This window comes from Bacillus sp. m3-13 (assembly GCF_000175075.1).
Lineage (GTDB): Bacteria > Bacillota > Bacilli > Bacillales > Bacillaceae_I > Sutcliffiella_A > Sutcliffiella_A horikoshii_C.
This window is the reverse complement of record NZ_ACPC01000047.1, coordinates 49,424-66,235: the sequence shown is the minus strand read 5'-3', so window position 1 is coordinate 66,235 and position 16,812 is coordinate 49,424. Positions and strand designations below refer to the sequence as shown.

General features: G+C 43.2%; 12 protein-coding genes. 10 read left to right on the top strand and 2 right to left on the bottom strand.

Annotated features, from left to right (window positions below; all coding sequences use genetic code 11):
• Positions 1–9 precede the first annotated feature (9 nt).
• The 4 genes from M313_RS0119505 to M313_RS0119490 all read left to right on the top strand — a co-directional run bounded on the left by M313_RS0119505 (position 10) and on the right by M313_RS0119490 (position 3,216).
• Positions 10–1,785, top strand: a complete 1,776-nt coding sequence (locus M313_RS0119505) for a M4 family metallopeptidase (protein WP_010199259.1) — start codon at positions 10–12, stop codon at positions 1,783–1,785.
• A gap of 178 nt (positions 1,786–1,963) precedes the next feature.
• Positions 1,964–2,158, top strand: coding sequence for a helix-turn-helix domain-containing protein (locus tag M313_RS0119500; protein WP_010199258.1), 195 nt, complete (start codon positions 1,964–1,966; stop codon positions 2,156–2,158).
• Positions 2,133–2,573, top strand: coding sequence for a hypothetical protein (locus tag M313_RS0119495; RefSeq protein WP_010199248.1), 441 nt, complete (start codon positions 2,133–2,135; stop codon positions 2,571–2,573). Before M313_RS0119500 ends, M313_RS0119495 begins: the two co-directional genes overlap by 26 nt.
• A gap of 70 nt (positions 2,574–2,643) precedes the next feature.
• Positions 2,644–3,216 (top strand): hypothetical protein, encoded by a 573-nt coding sequence (locus M313_RS0119490; protein ID WP_010199240.1) that lies wholly within the window; start codon positions 2,644–2,646, stop codon positions 3,214–3,216.
• A 49-nt stretch (positions 3,217–3,265) separates the two neighbouring features.
• Here M313_RS0119490 and M313_RS0119485 read toward each other — a convergent pair whose 3' ends face one another.
• Positions 3,266–6,982 carry a S8 family peptidase gene (locus tag M313_RS0119485; RefSeq protein WP_010199238.1) on the bottom strand — a complete coding sequence of 1,239 codons (3,717 nt, stop codon included), beginning with the start codon at positions 6,980–6,982 and terminating at the stop codon, positions 3,266–3,268.
• A 454-nt stretch (positions 6,983–7,436) separates the two neighbouring features.
• Entirely contained in the window at positions 7,437–8,339 is a 903-nt protein-coding gene (locus M313_RS0119480) for a TetR/AcrR family transcriptional regulator (protein ID WP_010199236.1), read from the bottom strand.
• 182 nt (positions 8,340–8,521) lie between these two features.
• On the opposite strand from M313_RS0119480, the gene M313_RS0119475 reads away from it, so the two are divergent.
• The 6 genes from M313_RS0119475 to M313_RS24155 all read left to right on the top strand — a co-directional run bounded on the left by M313_RS0119475 (position 8,522) and on the right by M313_RS24155 (position 16,801).
• Positions 8,522–10,093, top strand: coding sequence for a DHA2 family efflux MFS transporter permease subunit (locus M313_RS0119475; RefSeq protein WP_010199233.1), 1,572 nt, complete (start codon positions 8,522–8,524; stop codon positions 10,091–10,093).
• A gap of 205 nt (positions 10,094–10,298) precedes the next feature.
• Positions 10,299–10,505: a hypothetical protein gene (locus M313_RS0119465; protein ID WP_010199231.1), complete on the top strand. Its 207-nt coding sequence runs from the start codon at positions 10,299–10,301 to the stop codon at positions 10,503–10,505.
• Positions 10,506–10,556: 51 nt separating this feature from the next.
• Positions 10,557–10,961, top strand: coding sequence for a hypothetical protein (locus M313_RS25975; RefSeq protein ID WP_157182518.1), 405 nt, complete (start codon positions 10,557–10,559; stop codon positions 10,959–10,961).
• A 195-nt stretch (positions 10,962–11,156) separates the two neighbouring features.
• Positions 11,157–12,350 carry a hypothetical protein gene (locus M313_RS0119450; protein ID WP_010199219.1) on the top strand — a complete coding sequence of 398 codons (1,194 nt, stop codon included), beginning with the start codon at positions 11,157–11,159 and terminating at the stop codon, positions 12,348–12,350.
• A 163-nt stretch (positions 12,351–12,513) separates the two neighbouring features.
• Positions 12,514–13,410, top strand: coding sequence for a hypothetical protein (locus M313_RS0119445; protein ID WP_157182517.1), 897 nt, complete (start codon positions 12,514–12,516; stop codon positions 13,408–13,410).
• Positions 13,411–13,438: 28 nt separating this feature from the next.
• Positions 13,439–16,801 (top strand): tubulin-like doman-containing protein, encoded by a 3,363-nt coding sequence (locus M313_RS24155; RefSeq protein WP_010199213.1) that lies wholly within the window; start codon positions 13,439–13,441, stop codon positions 16,799–16,801.
• The last annotated feature ends 11 nt before the right edge of the window (positions 16,802–16,812 follow it).

Sequence of the window (16,812 nt, the reverse complement as noted above, 5' to 3'; positions counted from 1 at the left end):
TGAACCGTTTTGAAGAGTAATCATTTGAAGAAGAAAGTGGTTCCTGCAGTTCTCGCAGCATCCATCGCTTTTGCTGGACTAGCTCTACCGGCAAAGAATGTGTTAGCGAATGAAGAAGTAGTAAGGATTCAACAACAGCTGATGGAAGCACCGACAGGTCTTAGCAAACAAGAGATTCTGTACTCCTTCTTAGGATCACAAGTTGGTGCGGAAGGGAAAGCAAGAACGACTAGTGTAGACGTGACAGAGCAATTTTCAATCATCGAAGAACAAGCAGACAGTAAAACGAATACGTACCATTTTAAAACACAGGAAATGTATCAAGGGATCCCTGTATATGCTTCCCAACAGACAATCGCCTTGGATAAAGACAACAATGTTATTTCTTTTATCGGGGACGTGAATAAGGACCTGTCCCGTTCGATCATTCCAACCGAGCCTTCGTTAACAACAGAAGAGGCGGAAACGGTGGCAAAAGAGAGCATTGAAGCGCAAATTGGAGAAGTATCCTCCTATGATGGAGTAGAGTCAGAACTGATTATTTACCCATCTAACGCTGGAAAACGTTTAGCCTATTTAGTGAAGGCTTCAACTTCCATACCTGCACCTGGATATTTCCATTACTTTGTGGATGCTACTAGTGGAGAGGTTCTGCACAACTTCGACGCAGTGGCGGCATTGACTCCTGCCTTAGAGGAAGATGAGAATGCGAAGTTCACACCACTAGCAGGTGGAGGAGCAGCTCCAGCTCCACGTGCACTGCCAATTGAATATGTGGACGTAACAGCAAAAGGGATGGACATCTTTGGTAAGCTTCATAGCTTTCAAGCGGTTAAAGATGCAAGCTCAAGTAAACATTTCTTATATGATGGTACTCGTGGTAAAGGCGTGCACACGTTTAAAGCCAATAGAATGCCGGAAACTTCCTTCATCCTATTGTCTGGCCTTCTTGGCTTAACTGGCTTTGAGGTAGAGAGTAATAAAAACTTTTTCTATGATCCAGCAGCAGTTTCTGCCCATATCAATGCATCAAAAACATTTGATTATTTTAAAAACACCCATGGCAGAAATTCTCTTGATAATAACGGAATGAAACTTGTTTCGACTGTACATATCGGGGACAAGTGGAACAATGCAGCGTGGAATGGCAAGCAGATGCTTTATGGAGATGGAGATGGACAACGAATGATCTCCCTATCAGGTGGGCTTGATGTTATTGCGCATGAAATGACACATGGAGTAATCACTAAAACGGCGAATCTCACCTATGAAAATGAATCTGGCGCTATCAATGAGTCTATTGCAGACATCTTCGGTGCATTTGCGGAAAATAAAACTGGTGAAGGCCTATGGTTGCTAGGAGAGGATATTTGGACTCCTGGAATTCAGGGGGATGCCCTGCGATCCATGAGTGATCCAGGTTCTGTTTACATTGGTGGTTACACAGAGGACGGATACTACCCTGATCATTACGACAAGCGTTATCTAGGAGAGCTGGACCGAGGTGGGGTTCACATCAACTCCAGTATCAACAATAAAGCCGCACAGCTTATCACAGACGGCGGTACGCATTATGGTGTAACGGTGAATGGAATCGGAAAAGCTAGGACTGAAAAGATTTTCTACCGTGCTCTGACGCTTTACCTGACACCATCATCTGGCTTTGCGGAAATGCGCCAAGCAGCAATCCAGGCTGCAAGAGACCTTCATCCTGACAGAAACGGTGCACCATCCTTAGAAGTGCAGGCGGTTATGGCAGCCTATGATGCGATTGGAGTCTACTAAGCTTTAACTATAAAAAGGACAATCCCCCTTAATCTACGAAATGGTAGTTGGGGGATTTTTCCTTTTATATAGTAGTCATATGTCCGACTTGTTTCATTTGGGAGAAGCTGTCTGTCACCCGTAAACGAACTGTGGTAGGATTAAAAAAAATTATATGATTTTCACAGGGGATGACAGCATGCTGGAAGGTAAGATTATTAAATTTTATCGAGAATTTCAGGGATTAAAGCAAAAAGATCTAGGAGATGGAATTTGTTCCAGTACCCATATAAGTAAGATAGAACGGGGACTGACGGAGGTTTCCGATGAGACCATAGACTTTTTTATGCAAGCGTCTGAGAATCGAGATGGAAACGGAAATAAGGAACTATAGGGAGATCGAACAGCTGTTAAAAGAATGGCAAGATGCTATTGTGAAAAAACTTAAACCTAGGGTGGAATCTATCAAACGACAACTCCAAGGTTTCAACCTATTACACATGCAGGACTTTTATCACCTGTACACACTGATTCTGGCAAGATACTATTTATTTATTGGTGAGGCGAGAATGGCGGATGGATTAATGGAGGAAATATCGGCTTGGACGGATTCAGATTTAACCCCTTATGAAAATAATTTGCTGCTTCACGTAAAAGGCGTTTACCACTTAAACTTGAAGAACAACTACGTGGAGGCGCTTGCATATCTGAAGGGAATTAATCTTGAAGGTTACCCCAATCAAGAGTACTATTATGATTTGGCCTATGCATACCATTCTTTAAATTCTAGAGTCTTGGCATTTTTTTAATGCGAATAAAGCCCTTCAATATTTCACTAAAATAAGAAGTTTTTCCCGCATCATTGAAGCAGAAATGCTCATGATCATTCAACTTGAACAATCAGAAGACCATCCCACCTTAAGTCAGGAATACCATAGATTGATAGAAATGACGGAAGACTACGGCCTCGAACATCAAAAAGCGATGCTATATCATAATGTTGCCTATCTCTATTTACGAAATGCTGAATACCAAAAAGCCAGTGGATTTTATAAAAAATCAATGGATGCGAGAGAAAAGAGTCATCCAAATTATTTAGGCTCCTTAGAAGGCTATGTGAATGCTTTAACCAAAGAAGGAAAGACCTCTAAAGAAAAGCTTCTAACCTTGGTGGAACAAGGGTTGGATCTATCAAAGTCCTCCAATTCTTCAACTTTTGTACACATTTTTATGATGCATTATTATTTTCTATCTAATGTAATGGATAGGTATTATGAATATTTGGAAGAGGAAGCATTCCCTTATTTTAAGGAAAAAGGTTATATGCTACTAGTCGAGCACTATGGGGTCGTTCTTTTTGATTATTATATGGAAAAGAATGATATGGAAAGAGCAAACCGTTTTGCTGGGCCGGTGATTAATAAGTTCAGGCGGAATAATCAGTTTGTGTAAAAAAAGTGGAGCATGGAAACCTATGAAGGTTCCATGCTCCATTTATTTGTTAGCGTAGACCGTAAGCTTTGATGATTTCTTGTGTAATCTTGTTACCTTGGTCGTCCCATGCGGATGCTTTTAGGGAGACGGATTTTGCAGATTTAGGATTTGTAATGGAAGCTGTAAACATGTCCCCATTTCGGTTCAGTTTTACTCTCTTCCATTTTTTTCCTTCGTTGAAGGATACCTCAAGGGTTGCTCCATCCACATTTCCATAACCAATGGCATCTTTTACTTTTTCTACAGATAGCTGTAATTGGGTTGGCCTGTTTAATAAGGCATCACCGTTCACATCTGTATCCACACCATAATTTAACGTAAGGAATGGAAGCGGAGACTGCCATGGTTCAATTTCTTCTTTCGCTTTGAAAATCCACTCTGTATTTGTGCGAGTAGAAGTATTCCAACGCTCAGGGTCACGTTTTGCTTCTGTTACTACTCGGAACTCTTGTAGTTCATCCGTCAAGACACCAAAGCCATTGACTGCTTGCCCTTTTCCTTCACGGATAAGCGTGTCCCCTTTGAATAGTTTGGTTGTTTGGTTTTGGACGGAAATATCGTAGTCTGTTCCACCTGTATTACCTGTCCCTGCATCAGCTAATGCCGGTACGTTAATTTGCAAGGAATTTCCTTGGCGTTTAGGAGCCCAATAGCCATCCCCTAAAGCTGGGCGAACAACTGGTGAGAACCAATTTTCTACAAGTTTCTGTCCTTTTTCATAAACCACACGCGGCTGACGGATCTGCCATGTTTCATCTAGGACTGTTGCTTGGTGGTACCAGTACGTATCTTTTGTTGCAGACACATATTCCGTTCTTGTAGTAGGGAAGGAAATTTTGTATTGGAAACCGATCGCTCGTTTTGTGTACGGTCTCATGTCAAATCGGAACTCTCCGCCATCTGTTTCTATATGGGAATTGTAATTTGTTTCAATAACTGCAAGATCTCTATTCTTTGGCTCGTATGCCAATTTTTTCGGAACATTTTCTTGATGGACATAGTCTAGGTCATAGGCGTAAGGAGAGTCCTTTGTTCCTTCGACCTGCAATTTCACATTTCCTGAACGAACTGCTTTAATCAGTTTGTCACCTTCTGATTTACTGATAGCTGCTGCCGTAAGCGGAACTTGTCCAACAGATACATTGAATTCTACATCTTCGTAGTTGGCGATAATCAATAGTTTTGCGCCGGCTGCTACAGCTGCAGCAGCTTGTTCAGTTTCACTGATTGTTTTGCTGCGATCTACCACAACAGCTTTCCCTTTTGCATTCAAGCGGTCGTAGTCAGCTTGTGATCCCTCTCCAGCATAGATTGCCTTCAGATTATGTTTTCCTTCTAAAAGAGTACTTCCAGGCATCACGATATCATCAAGTTCTTTGCCTTTGTAATTCATAGTCAGGTATGGCTTTATCAAGCGCCAGCGTGTTAAAAATTCAAACTCACCAAGCTTTGTCTTTTTAGTAGGTGCTGCATATAGTTTATCTATCCATACAGGCATCAAATAGACACTGTGTACGGTACCTGTTCCCATTGTCTGATAATATTCCATACGCTGATACATTGGTTCTGTTTTCTTTGGAACTTTGACTGTGATTTCGTTAGCTTTTCTTGCATCCAACTCCACCGTCTTAGGCCCATCGAGTACGACTTCCGGTTCCCCTACAAGGGCAACACCTTTATGGTCAGTATTCACATCCACGTCCATCATGGACATCACGGAATAGGTGCCTTTTTTCAAGCGAAGTTCTCTTGTCCCTGGTACTGCAATAGCTTCTGGCAGCATCGTTTCGTTGAACATGACGACATATGCAAGGGCAGGTGAACCGTCACGGTCTGTTGCATTTAACGTTAGTGTGTATCTTTCATCTTCTTTTATTGTAGCCATGGTTGTGTGGACCACTGCTTCTCCATTTGCACTTGCTGTTAAGTGCCCTTGGTAGCGTTGACCGCTTTCTCCATGTGCAGGGTCTACTGTTACTTGTACGTCAGCAGTTCCATTAGCAGGAACAGTAACGGTTGTTTGTGCTAATGTCAGCATACCCTCAGGAGCCGCATTGCCATTTGCATCTGCAAAAGTAGCTTCAAGATCAAGGGTGATGTCTTGGTCGCTTTCATTTGTATACGTTACTGTTTTTTCTACAGGTGTTGCCTCATCATGCGGCCATTGGAAGAAGCCGAATGAAACGGAGCCTGTTGCTCTTATGTCTGTATTTAACGCTTTTACGATATCAATGCGTCCAGTTCCGATATGGTATGGCTGGTAGTTTGGTAGTTTTTTCGCTGTATTCATCAGTGTTTCTTTTAACTCTAGAGGAGTGGCTTCTGGATTTTGTTGTAAAAGAATAGCCACTGCTCCTGCTACGTGAGGTGTTGCCATGGATGTACCGTTCAAACTTTTGTAAGAACCTGTGCCTGATGAGTATTGAGAGCGCGCAGCCATGATTCCTACTCCAGGTGCGGATACGTCAGGCTTTAATGCCATGTCACCAAGTCGCGGTCCTTTGGAAGAGAACCAGGCAAGTTGATCATTTTTGTCAACCGCACCAATCGTCAGGGCAGCATCCGCCGCACCAGGAGAACCAACGCTTCCTTCTGCACCAGCATTACCTGCTGCAATAACGAATAATGTTCCATGCTCTTCTGTAAGTGTGTTAACCGCTTGTGCCATTGGATCCGTTCCGTCACTACCGACAGAGCTTCCAAGACTCATGTTAACGACATCTGCATTTTGAGCTGCCCATTCCATTCCTTCGATGATCCAAGATGCAAGACCCGATCCGTTATCGCCCAGTACTTTTCCGACTAGTAATCTAGCATCTGGGGCCACACCTTTATGTTGGCCTTCAGAAGCAGCACCAGTTCCAAGGATCGTAGAAGCTACGTGTGTGCCGTGGCCATTTTTATCCTGAACTTCTTCACCAGGTACAAAACTTATTGCTTCATCCAGTTGCGGAGCAATGTCAGGGTGAGTCGGGTCTATTCCGCTATCAAGGACGGCCACCTTGATCCCTTCACCTGTTAAGCCTGCTTCCCAAGCAGTGTGCGTTCCAATCTGTGGCACACTCTCGTGAAGGGTGGCTTCTACTTTAGCATCCAGCCAAATTTTTTCGATTGCATAGTTAAGTTGTACAGATTCTGGTTTAGATTTGTCTGTCTTTTTGGATTGAACATCATTCCAGAAAGTTGTTGCTTCATCTTTGTTTGTTTCTAAGGCTGCAGCGTTAATACTTTTGAGTTCTCGCTGTTTCTTTGCGCCTTTTGGTGCTGCTTTTGTGGAAGCGGCTTTTGCTTTCGTTTCTTGATATTCGACGATGACAGGAACAGTAGAGCTGTTGGTGTCATCAAATTGGTATTCTACTAGTTTTGTAATGTTGAAAAGGTTGTGGTCAAGCTTTCCTTCTGCCAGGTAAGGCATCGCAGCATTAGGGTACACATATGTGTCGTCACCGACTGTGATGACGCGAATTCCATCACCGTTGTTCTCGGCAGGTTCTACGTTAATGACACTTTGTCCAGATGGCAGAGAGGTTATATGAACAATATCCCCGGTGATAAGGGTAATTTTGGTTTCACCGGTTCCAAGTTTATCGTTGATGATGGTTGGTTCATTAGCGGTTGTAGATTTGGTGTTTGCCCCAAGTGCCTGTCCTTGAAAAAGGGAAGTGGCAAGCATGAAAACGGCGATGACTGCTATAAAGAAAGTCTTAAGTGTTAGCTTTCGCATGTGCATTCTCCTGTTCTAATAGTTGTTTGATAGACTATGTAATTCTTAGAAGTTGGTCGGTAGGTAGAGTAGAGCGGGAATTCACCTCCTGATATGAGATCCGATTTTCTGTTGATGTTAAGTAACGTCTTAGATGTGAGGAAAAAAGATGATCGTGAGTAATTCGTGTTGCGAAGTTAATTGAATTGTAAGGGCTGTTAGACTGCGCTGACAAATGGTGTTTTGAATGGGTCTAGAGGGCTATCTGGAAGTGAGGGAAGTGTGGGTGAATGGCCAGTAATAACCTTTGGAATGTGAAAAAAGAACTAAAAGGGAGGAGGGGAGTTGGGGTTTTGAGAAGAAAAGGGGTCTGACCCGCTGTGCGTTAATGCGTTAAAGCTACACAAAAAAGGACTGCTTCAAAGTCTAGTATTTGGACTTCGAAGCAGCCTGGGATGGTGGTATTCAGTTTGGGTTAGTTGTTTTGGTTGAAGTATTTTTGTATTAATTGTTGTAGGGTCGTCCATTCCTGTTGGATAGAGGAATGGATAGAGACGCTCTTGTTAAGGGTTTCCAATGCGCTCTCTACAAGGAAACGCCTTGGTGGATTGCTGTTTTTTTCGCTTAACTCCACCTGAATAAAGTCTAACAGCTCTGCTGATTTCTCATAATCGGCACTACCAGATAGATTCTTTTTTAAGTCACTCACTGCATGCGCGATAGCATGCGGCAGCGGCAACTCCGTTTCTCCTACTTGTGGCACCCAGCGAGCCATCGACTCTGCTTCTACTAATACCTCACCTGACTCCGCCACATCTTCCACAATCTTCACTAAGCGATTGACGCTGTATTGCACAACTCTGTGAATATCGAGCTTCTTATCGTGGGTCATGGTGTAGTATCTGATTCCGTGATTCAGAATTCCAAGATACATAATCGCACAGTCCCAGAGGTATTCGCGTTTTTCTTCACCGAAGATCTCCAAGAATCGTTGATGCACCCAGCGTAGCATCCTTAGCTGACTCTTTTGGATGAAGTCCTTTAACTCTGAATCATTAATGAAGATGACTTCTTCAAAAAGAGAAATCAATTTATTTGCCCGATTAGTCTCCATTTGAAGTTCAAACTGTTTGATGAAAATGTTTATGTCGGAAGGGTCCTGTCCAATTAAGAGGTCGTTCCGCTCTTTTTCCATATTTTTATATAAAGTTTTAAATAACGCAATTAAAAGTTCGTTCTTAGAAGAAAAATAATTATATAAGGTTCCTTTGGCAATCCCGCTCTCATCCAGAATGTCCTGAATCGAAGTCGCTTGAAAGCCTTTTTCAATAAAAAGTTTATGAGCACATGTGAGAACATGCAGTTTACGATCCTTCATTTTATCACCTGACTAAAATAGACTAGTGGTACAAAAATAATAGTACACCAAAACATTTTTTTACACAAATAGCAAATTGACAAAGTTTTCAAGATTGAAAAATATGAACTGATGGTATAAAATTGGTGTAGATGTAATAGTAGTATAAAAAATGTACTGTTAGTATAAATGGAGGAGAAAGAATGCAGCAAGCAGCACCAAACACCACTATAAATCGTCCGCCATATGGTATTTTGGCCATTTTAATGATCGGCGCGTTTATTGCTTTTTTAAATAATACATTATTGAATATTGCCCTGCCGTCCATTATGACGGAACTTCAAGTGGGGCCTTCTACCGTACAATGGCTGACAACCGGCTTCATGTTGGTCAACGGGGTATTGATTCCGACCACAGCTTTTCTTATTCAAAAGTATTCAGTGCGGAATTTGTTCATCGTCGCGATGGGTCTTTTTGCCGTTGGAACGGTGATGGCCGGTTTTGCACCGGTTTTTGGGGTTCTTTTAGCAGGCAGAATGATGCAGGCATCCGGGTCAGCGATCTTAATGCCGTTATTGATGAATGTCATGCTGGTCAGTTTCCCAATTGAAAAGCGTGGAACCGCGATGGGGATATTTGGACTTATTTTGATGGGAGCACCTGCAATCGGACCGACGCTTTCTGGTTGGCTGATTGAGCATTATGATTGGAGAATGCTATTTCATTTCGTTTCTCCGATTGCCGTCGGCGTTTTGCTTCTTGGGGTATTTTTGTTGAAAGATAGAAAAGAAAAACAGGATATTCGCTTGGATAGATTCTCTGTCGTTTTATCGAGTCTTGGGTTCGGTGGACTGCTATACGGTTTTAGTTCCGCAGGCGCCAAGGGTTGGGACAGTCCGCTTGTTTACGGAACGATTGCCATCGGAACGTTATCGTTAGTTTGGTTCATTTTACGTCAGCTTGGAAAAGAAAAACCGATGCTAAACTTCCGAATCTACCGTTATCCAATGTTCGCTTTATCATCTGCCATCTCCATGGTTATCACGATGGCGATGTTCTCCGGGATGATCTTGTTGCCAATTTATGTGCAGACGATCCGTGGAATTTCACCATTGGATGCAGGATTGTTGATGCTACCTGGTGCGATTGTGATGGCGTTGATGTCGCCAATTACAGGGAAGTTGTTTGATAAATACGGGGGACGCGCGCTAGCGATTACTGGCTTGACGATTACGGTTGTCACTACGTACTTTTTTAGTCAATTGACATTTGAAACAACTTACACGCAACTGTTGATTTTGTATACGGTGCGGATGTTTGGGATGTCGATGGTGTTTATGCCGGTGTCCACAAACGGGTTAAATCAACTTCCAACTCGCTTCTATCCGCATGGTACCGCGATGAACAACACGTTACAGCAAGTGTCCGGTGCGATTGGAACGGCGTTGCTTGTGACGTTGATGTCTACCCGTGCGGAAAGTGTTGGTCGCGAACTTTCCGGAGATGCCATGGCAGCTTTGGGGGAAAATCCTTCCACTGAAGCCATTGCGGGCGTCCAACAGCAAGTCATGATGCAAGGAATGTTAGAAGGAATCAATTTCGCCTTTTTCGTTTCCACGTTTATTGCAATGGTTGCGCTTGTGTTGTCTTTCTTTATTAAGAGAGCCACACAGGCGAAGGATCTTGAGGCAGCGGTTGAACCGGAGCCAATGGGCGAGCTGGCAGGTGCCGGTGGTGAGCGTAAGATGAAGACGAAATTGGTTGGGAATAATTAAACTGTGTGAGGGAAATCCGCTTCTGCCTTTTGGGTGGGGGCGGTTTTTTTTGTTTGGGGTGATGTGGGCGGAGGTGTGTGTCGATTGTGTGTTTGTGTCGAATGGCATTTGTATGGGGGAAAGTGGCAAATAAATTAAAAAGTTGGCTTATAAAACCCAAAAAATTGGTACAATTGTCATATGATGAATGTGCTGAGGTCAACTAATGGCACAAAACGGAGGGCTGCAATTGAAAAAACAAATTAGAAAAAGCGTTAAAAGGCAGCCAAAGCAAGCATGGAGGCTTCTGATTTTCAGATTTAATGAGAAGCACATAGACCTGGTTCGTCGCAACCTATCTGGTGACCTTACTGATGAAGAGTTTAATAAGGAAGTAATGAAACTGGTAAATGCAAAAGGGGGAACAAAATGACAGATAATCCACATAACGAAGAACACTATCATTTATTCATATACGGGTTTTTTGGCAATAGCATTTATCTTAAATCTAATGCTGCATCTAGTTTATCCTATCCTCCCCAAGATGAGTACCTCTAGTTATCAAAGCTTAAATGAGTTGTCTGGTGCAACGCTTTTTATCTTTTATTTTTTTATTCTCGTTTTTGTCTTAGTGGTTGGTGGGATGGTTTATTTTGTTACAGTTCTTTTGATTCGTTATTATAAACTAAAACAGACAATTTTTCATATTGCTTTATTCGCCATGGGTGGCTTTTTCTCGGGCTTTATTTTGCCGGTATTCCCTACAACGAAAATAATATTTTCTGGGATTCATAAAAATGTAATGGGATATCTCTATCCTGTTTCCGGCTTGGTGATGGGGATTGGTTTAGCAGGCGTTTATTTGATAATAAAAAAGAAGTCCACGTGAAAATGCACATGCTTACCAGGCATGTGCATTTTTTGGTTCTAAATTACCACGCAAAGGGAGTAAGTATTACTTGTGCGTTTTCGAATTTTCTTATTACTGGAATGATTGGAAAAATGTCACCATTTTTAAAGGTTCTTAGCCATTTGTGTCGAAATTAACTATAGGTATTAATAACTACGACCATAGGAGAGAGAGATGCGAACTAGACTACCGATACTTTTGTTGTGTGTACTGTTGTTAAGTGGTTCTTTTCCAGTGAATTCCTTTGTGTTTGCAGAAGAAGACCTCATACATAAAAATCGAAATGTGACTTTGATCTACGATGATTCTGGAAGTATGTGGTTCACTTATGAGAATGGTGACCCGAGTAAAGAGTTACCGAGTGATAACTGGAAGTTTGCCAACTATTCGTTGCAAAGTTTGATTTCATTGCTTGGGCCAGAAGATGAATTGTCTGTTGTGCGCATGAGCGATTCCCAGAGTATTGATGAAATTGGGATCAGCTATTCCAGCAGGCAAAGAGAAATCAATCGTATCCCTGGCTGGAACGATCGAAAGGGGACACCATTCCAAACTGTCCTTACCTCTATTGACAATATGAAAAAAGCGGTCGAACAAGATCCGTCCAGTGACTTTTGGTTTATCATCATCATGGATGGCGTATTTAATGATTTGGACACATCCTTTGAAGAGGACAGCGCCAAGCTCTCCAGAAATTACGAGATTGCCAGACAATCGCTTGAAGATATGGCAGACCATATGAAACAAAAAGAAGTGAAGTTTAAAAGTATCCTCGTTACCATCGAGTCGTTCCTTACAGAGGATGAGATCTCGCAAATGGAAGAGTTCAAAGGGATGTTCCAAGAAACAACCGGCGGCATCCAACTGACTGCCGATAATGAATCGGAAATTATTGACCGAATCAACGAGGTGGCGGCCCTTATTACCAATCGTGACCCAAATTCTACCGAAACAGAAAGTACTTTTGACCTGAACCCGACCTTTTCCAATGAAGGGCAGGAAGTAACGATACAGACCCCTTTTCCCTTAAGAAGGCTCACCGTCCTACATCAGACCACAGGAAGCCAGTTGGAATGGGAGATTAATAAAATTGACCACAATGGCGAAGCGAGCCAACTCACCACAGACGGACCTTTCTATATGAAAACACCGGATGATCCCAACCAACTAAGAGGCGATATTTACGGTGGTGTATCCCATATTGCACCAAAAAATCCGGAAGGTAGCCTGCAAGCAGGGGAATATACCATCAGCTTCAACAAAACCCTTACTCCTCAAGAGCAAGACAGCTTTCAGTTCATTGCAGAACCATCGCTTGATTTTGATATTCATATACATAAACTCGAAAGCGACGGATCGTGGGAATAACGAGCCGGAGACTTTTTTTTACGAAGCAGAAATGATGATGGAAGTCGAACTTTTTCCAAGTGATAGATCACAAGGGAAGGTTTCTTTTAACCAGATGAACCCCGACCAGGAAATTGAAGTTGACAGCGAAAATTAAAAGAAGACACCTTCACACTCAATTGGAATGAAGAACGGCAGAGTTTCACGGGACCATTCATCATGCCAACCGAACCAACTGAAGCAATCGTTTACAACGATTGTAAAAGGGTTCTATCAGGACACCAAAAGCATGCCGCTTGAAGGAGTGGAAGACAGGCAACTTAGCCTTCAAACACTAACAAGCGATTGGAGCTATCCGCTTGATCAGCTTGATACCACCACACCAATCATCGTCCAGCCTTATGTGGACGAACGTGAAATGACGGAACCAGAACTAACCGAGTTGTTTGATAAGATCAAGGTCACCACCGAACAGAACGTCCAATACGAATTGAGGCAAAATGGCAACCAAATAGAGCTCTATCCAAGAGCCTATATGATACCTGCATTCACCTCCACAGGGGAAATTAATTTTCTTGTGGAGCTCCAAGGAAGATATGAGGGGGAAGGTGCACAAATTGAAGTAGGAGCCAGTATTCAAGACATCCCCTTTCTCGATAAGTACGGAAAACTCCTAGGAATTTCCGCCTTCGTATTGTTATTTCTATATTGGCTGATTGGTGTCATAAGGAAGCCGCGGTTCGATCGGCATGGCGCAATAATTAATCTGCAATCTATCCAGAAAGTGAACGGAATGGAGCTTCCCGGCAGAGATACGGAGTACGATTTCAAGACAAATCTATTTTTTAAGTACTTTTACCCCTATAAAGCCGAAACAAAATTGATTGGCAATCTAACTTTTAAAGCGACAAGGGATAAAGATAAGATCTTGCTTGTAAAAGGATGTCAAAGCAAGGATATGAGAATCGGATATACCCGTCTTGGGGAAGACGCCGGTAAAGAGGATCTCATTCTTTATGAGGGGGATAAAATTACGGCTGAAACCCAAGTGAGCAAAGAAATCTATCATTTTACCAGATAAAAAAACAAGTGATAAGGGAGGAAATACAATGGCGAATAATGCACCAACAATATTAGTGGGATTAGGTGGAGTCGGCTGTACAGTCGTAAATACGATATTTGGAAATATACCGGTGGAACGTCGGGACAGCGTGGCTGTTCATGCGTTTGATACAGATGTGAACACCATTGTCGGAATGGAGCATCTGGAGGGGAGCATTACGCAAACGAGTACTTTAAAAACTGTCGGACAATATCTACATGGAAACCCGTCCTTGTTGACGTGGTTCCCCGATAGTCCTCACCTTCAGGACAAATCGATGACGGCAGGAGCAGGTCAGGTTCGTTCTGTTTCAAGACTTGCGTTTCGGGCTGCGATGGCAGAGGGGAAAATGAATGGGCTTTGGGATGATATCGATAAAATTTTTCCGGTGACCACAGATAAAATGGTGCACGGTATTCGCGTGATTATCATTAGTTCCCTTGCCGGCGGGACGGGTTCTGGAATCTTTCTGCAGGTGGCGATGAACATTCGCGAAATGCTGAAGCGGAAATTCGGCCATTCCAGCATTCTGATCAGGGGGGCATTCCTGCTTCCTGATATTCTCGTAAACACACGGACCATTAATGAACGGGAGTATGAGTCGGTTCGGGCCAATGGTTATGCAAGTTTAAAAGAGTTGAATGCCATTATGATGAGTGCGACCAACCAGCTTACGAACAGTCCGGATGTGACCATCGACCTTGAATACCGTCCGAATCAGGTGGACATCCAAGGACGCAACACCCACGCTATCCAGGCTGGCCAGCGTCCTTATGATTTCTGCTTCCTCTATGACTATGAAAATCTGCAGGGCAAGCATCTGCATTCTATCAGTCAGTATGTGGACCAGGTGTCACAGACCATTTATCTTCAGCTGTTCAGTCCTTTGTCCAATAAGCATTTCTCGCAAGAAGATAATCAAATTTTACAGATTATCGATTCAGAAGGAATGGGACGTTATTGTGGGGCGGCAGCTTCGACCATCAACTATCCTTATGAGGATGTGGTGGAGTATTGTGCGCTGAAATGGGCGACTTCCGGCTTGGATGAGTCCTGGTTGTCTTTGGACCGCATGTTTGAAGAAGAGCGAAACCGCTATGAAAAAGACCTTCGGAGCGGGATCAACCGGGAGCGTCCTGAAAAAGGGAAACGCTATATCTGGCACCTGGAGCAGTTGGCAAATGGAGAGAAACCGAACCCATTCTTTAAGCTCGCCCACAATCAAGTTCGGGTTGAGCTGGATAATGGAGAGTATGGAGATTATAAATCATCTCTTTTCCTAAAGGCAGTTGAAGAGAAAGTTATGCAAGTACTGCATAGCGACAGTGTGCTGAAAATGTATGAGAACAACTGCCGACCTAGCGATGTGCGCCTGAACGTGCGTGATCATGCCCGCAAGGAGATTTCCGATACGGAAGCAAATCTTGCACTCTATTATGAACAGATTAAAAATAAAGTCTATGAATATCGTTCCTTTATCGCCCACCAGGTATTGGATCAGGATTGTGATGCGCCGAATGGATCGGAAGGCCAGGATTACCGCTTGAACACGTGGTTCATCCAAAAACCGTCCCCTCTTCATCCTGTGGCGACAAGGTTTATGTTGTATCAAATCAGTGAGCGAATCAACAACAAGATCCTTGAGGTTAGAAATCAAAACATGGAATTAAAGGAAAACATCGATAACTATAAAAATGTTTTTGATATCCGTCAGACAGATCGCAAGGAAACGGCCATTGAGCGTGTGGATATGGCGCTGAACCAAAAGTTCCTGCGCGCCCTGATTTCCAATGAGTTCAAGTCATTCATCAGCGATTACAAAACGAAGTCCAATCGCCAACTGAGCAACCTTAATGCCTACAAGGAAGGAATGTTGATCGAGCTTGTGCTCACTTCTATCAACCAAGCGGTCCAAAGCATGATTCGTGATTGGGAGCGTTTTTTTGACAACCTGAAGGATACCCGTGACAGCTTGTTGGTCGAGACGAACCAGCGGTCAGTCAAATACGAAGAGGAAGTAGATCCGACTAAGGAGTATGTTCTTGCGACAAAAGAATTACAAGAAAACATGTGGCAAAGCATTCGTCCATCCGTTGATCAGGGCATGCTTCCTGATGATATCTCCGGACAGATCTATCTTAGCCATTATCGCCAATATTGCAACCGCAACGAAGCATCCTACAGCAATTATGTAGAGGAGCTGAAAGTGGAGGAGCTGTTCCGTGAAAATGTGCTGGCTTATTGCCGAGAAGAGCTGCGCTCACGATTCAATGACCGCTTAGACCTTAGTATCGTTCAAGCATTAAGAAAAGAGGCGCAGTTTAAGCAGGTGGATTCTGATGAGTATCTGACAGAGCGGATCAGCAGCATCAACCAATTGTCTAGCCCGTTCATTCCACGGATTGATAACGCGCGCGAGTTGATATTCTGGGGAATTCATACAGAAGCATCCCAACACCTGAAAGAACAAATTGCCCTGCATGTATTCGGAGGCAAAGATATCAGGGATGATGCTTTCTCCAAATACGAAATTGTTTCTTATAAAGCGCATTATGGCTTAAGTGTCAGTGATTTCGGCAAGTTTTCTTCTGGGAAAAAATCAGCCAGTCACACACAAGAACCAGGTGTTTATTACGAGTCCTACCGTCGCAGAGTGGACCGCTTGAACAAAGGAGGTTCGACCGTTACACCACACTTGGATAAACGTTGGCACCTTCCAGCTTTTATGCCGGACCTTAACCCAGAACAGGTGAAATTGGATACAGAGAAAAATGATCGCGCCTTCCTGCTTGGTCTGATTCATGGCTATGTGTACCTAGGAACAGAAGCGGGTCGTAATGTTTATCTTTACAATGGGTTGACGGGGACATCCCTTATTTTAAAAGGTGGCACCGTCGTACCGGAGGAATTCTACAGCCTGCATAATGCATTGAGCCACAACCCGGCAATATATGAAGAAATTTTAGACAGAGCGGCAGCGAAGGAACAGGAAGAAATCCGTCGTGTGAAAAATATCGAGGAGCACACCTTCCTTACTGGTGCCAAGCGACTTGCTACAGTTCCAAAAAAAGGTATCACGTCCATTCTCGACGCGGTATTGGCCTATGAAACGGAAGGGATGGGCGATGAGACGCTTCCAGAAATCGGGCAGCGTTTGCGCGAGACACTTCTCGAAGAAATCACGGGTTACTTCGCAAGAGCTTATGGCAATCACCGTGCCACCCAGGCAAGAATTGATGCTGCCAAACTCATTGAAAGTCTATGGGATGATTCGGAATTCCGTCATGTGGCCGAAAAGAATAGCACAGAGTATCTGAAATGGAAGAACTTGATCGAGAAAACACTGAACTCGTTAAAGCAGCACTCGTAAAGGCGGTTTTA

Excerpts from the sequence above, each read along its gene's own strand:
- M313_RS0119500 (WP_010199258.1), top strand. The coding sequence starts at position 1,964 with ATGCTGGAAGGTAAGATTATTAAATTTTATCGAGAATTTCAGGGATTA.
- M313_RS0119495 (WP_010199248.1), top strand. The coding sequence starts at position 2,133 with ATGGAAACGGAAATAAGGAACTATAGGGAGATCGAACAGCTGTTAAAA.
- M313_RS0119490 (WP_010199240.1), top strand. The coding sequence starts at position 2,644 with ATGATCATTCAACTTGAACAATCAGAAGACCATCCCACCTTAAGTCAG.
- M313_RS0119485 (WP_010199238.1), bottom strand. The coding sequence starts at position 6,982 with ATGCGAAAGCTAACACTTAAGACTTTCTTTATAGCAGTCATCGCCGTT.
- M313_RS0119480 (WP_010199236.1), bottom strand. The coding sequence starts at position 8,339 with ATGAAGGATCGTAAACTGCATGTTCTCACATGTGCTCATAAACTTTTT.
- M313_RS0119475 (WP_010199233.1), top strand. The coding sequence starts at position 8,522 with ATGCAGCAAGCAGCACCAAACACCACTATAAATCGTCCGCCATATGGT.
- M313_RS0119465 (WP_010199231.1), top strand. The coding sequence starts at position 10,299 with ATGGCACAAAACGGAGGGCTGCAATTGAAAAAACAAATTAGAAAAAGC.
- M313_RS0119450 (WP_010199219.1), top strand. The coding sequence starts at position 11,157 with ATGCGAACTAGACTACCGATACTTTTGTTGTGTGTACTGTTGTTAAGT.
- M313_RS0119445 (WP_157182517.1), top strand. The coding sequence starts at position 12,514 with ATGAAGAACGGCAGAGTTTCACGGGACCATTCATCATGCCAACCGAAC.
- M313_RS24155 (WP_010199213.1), top strand. The coding sequence starts at position 13,439 with ATGGCGAATAATGCACCAACAATATTAGTGGGATTAGGTGGAGTCGGC.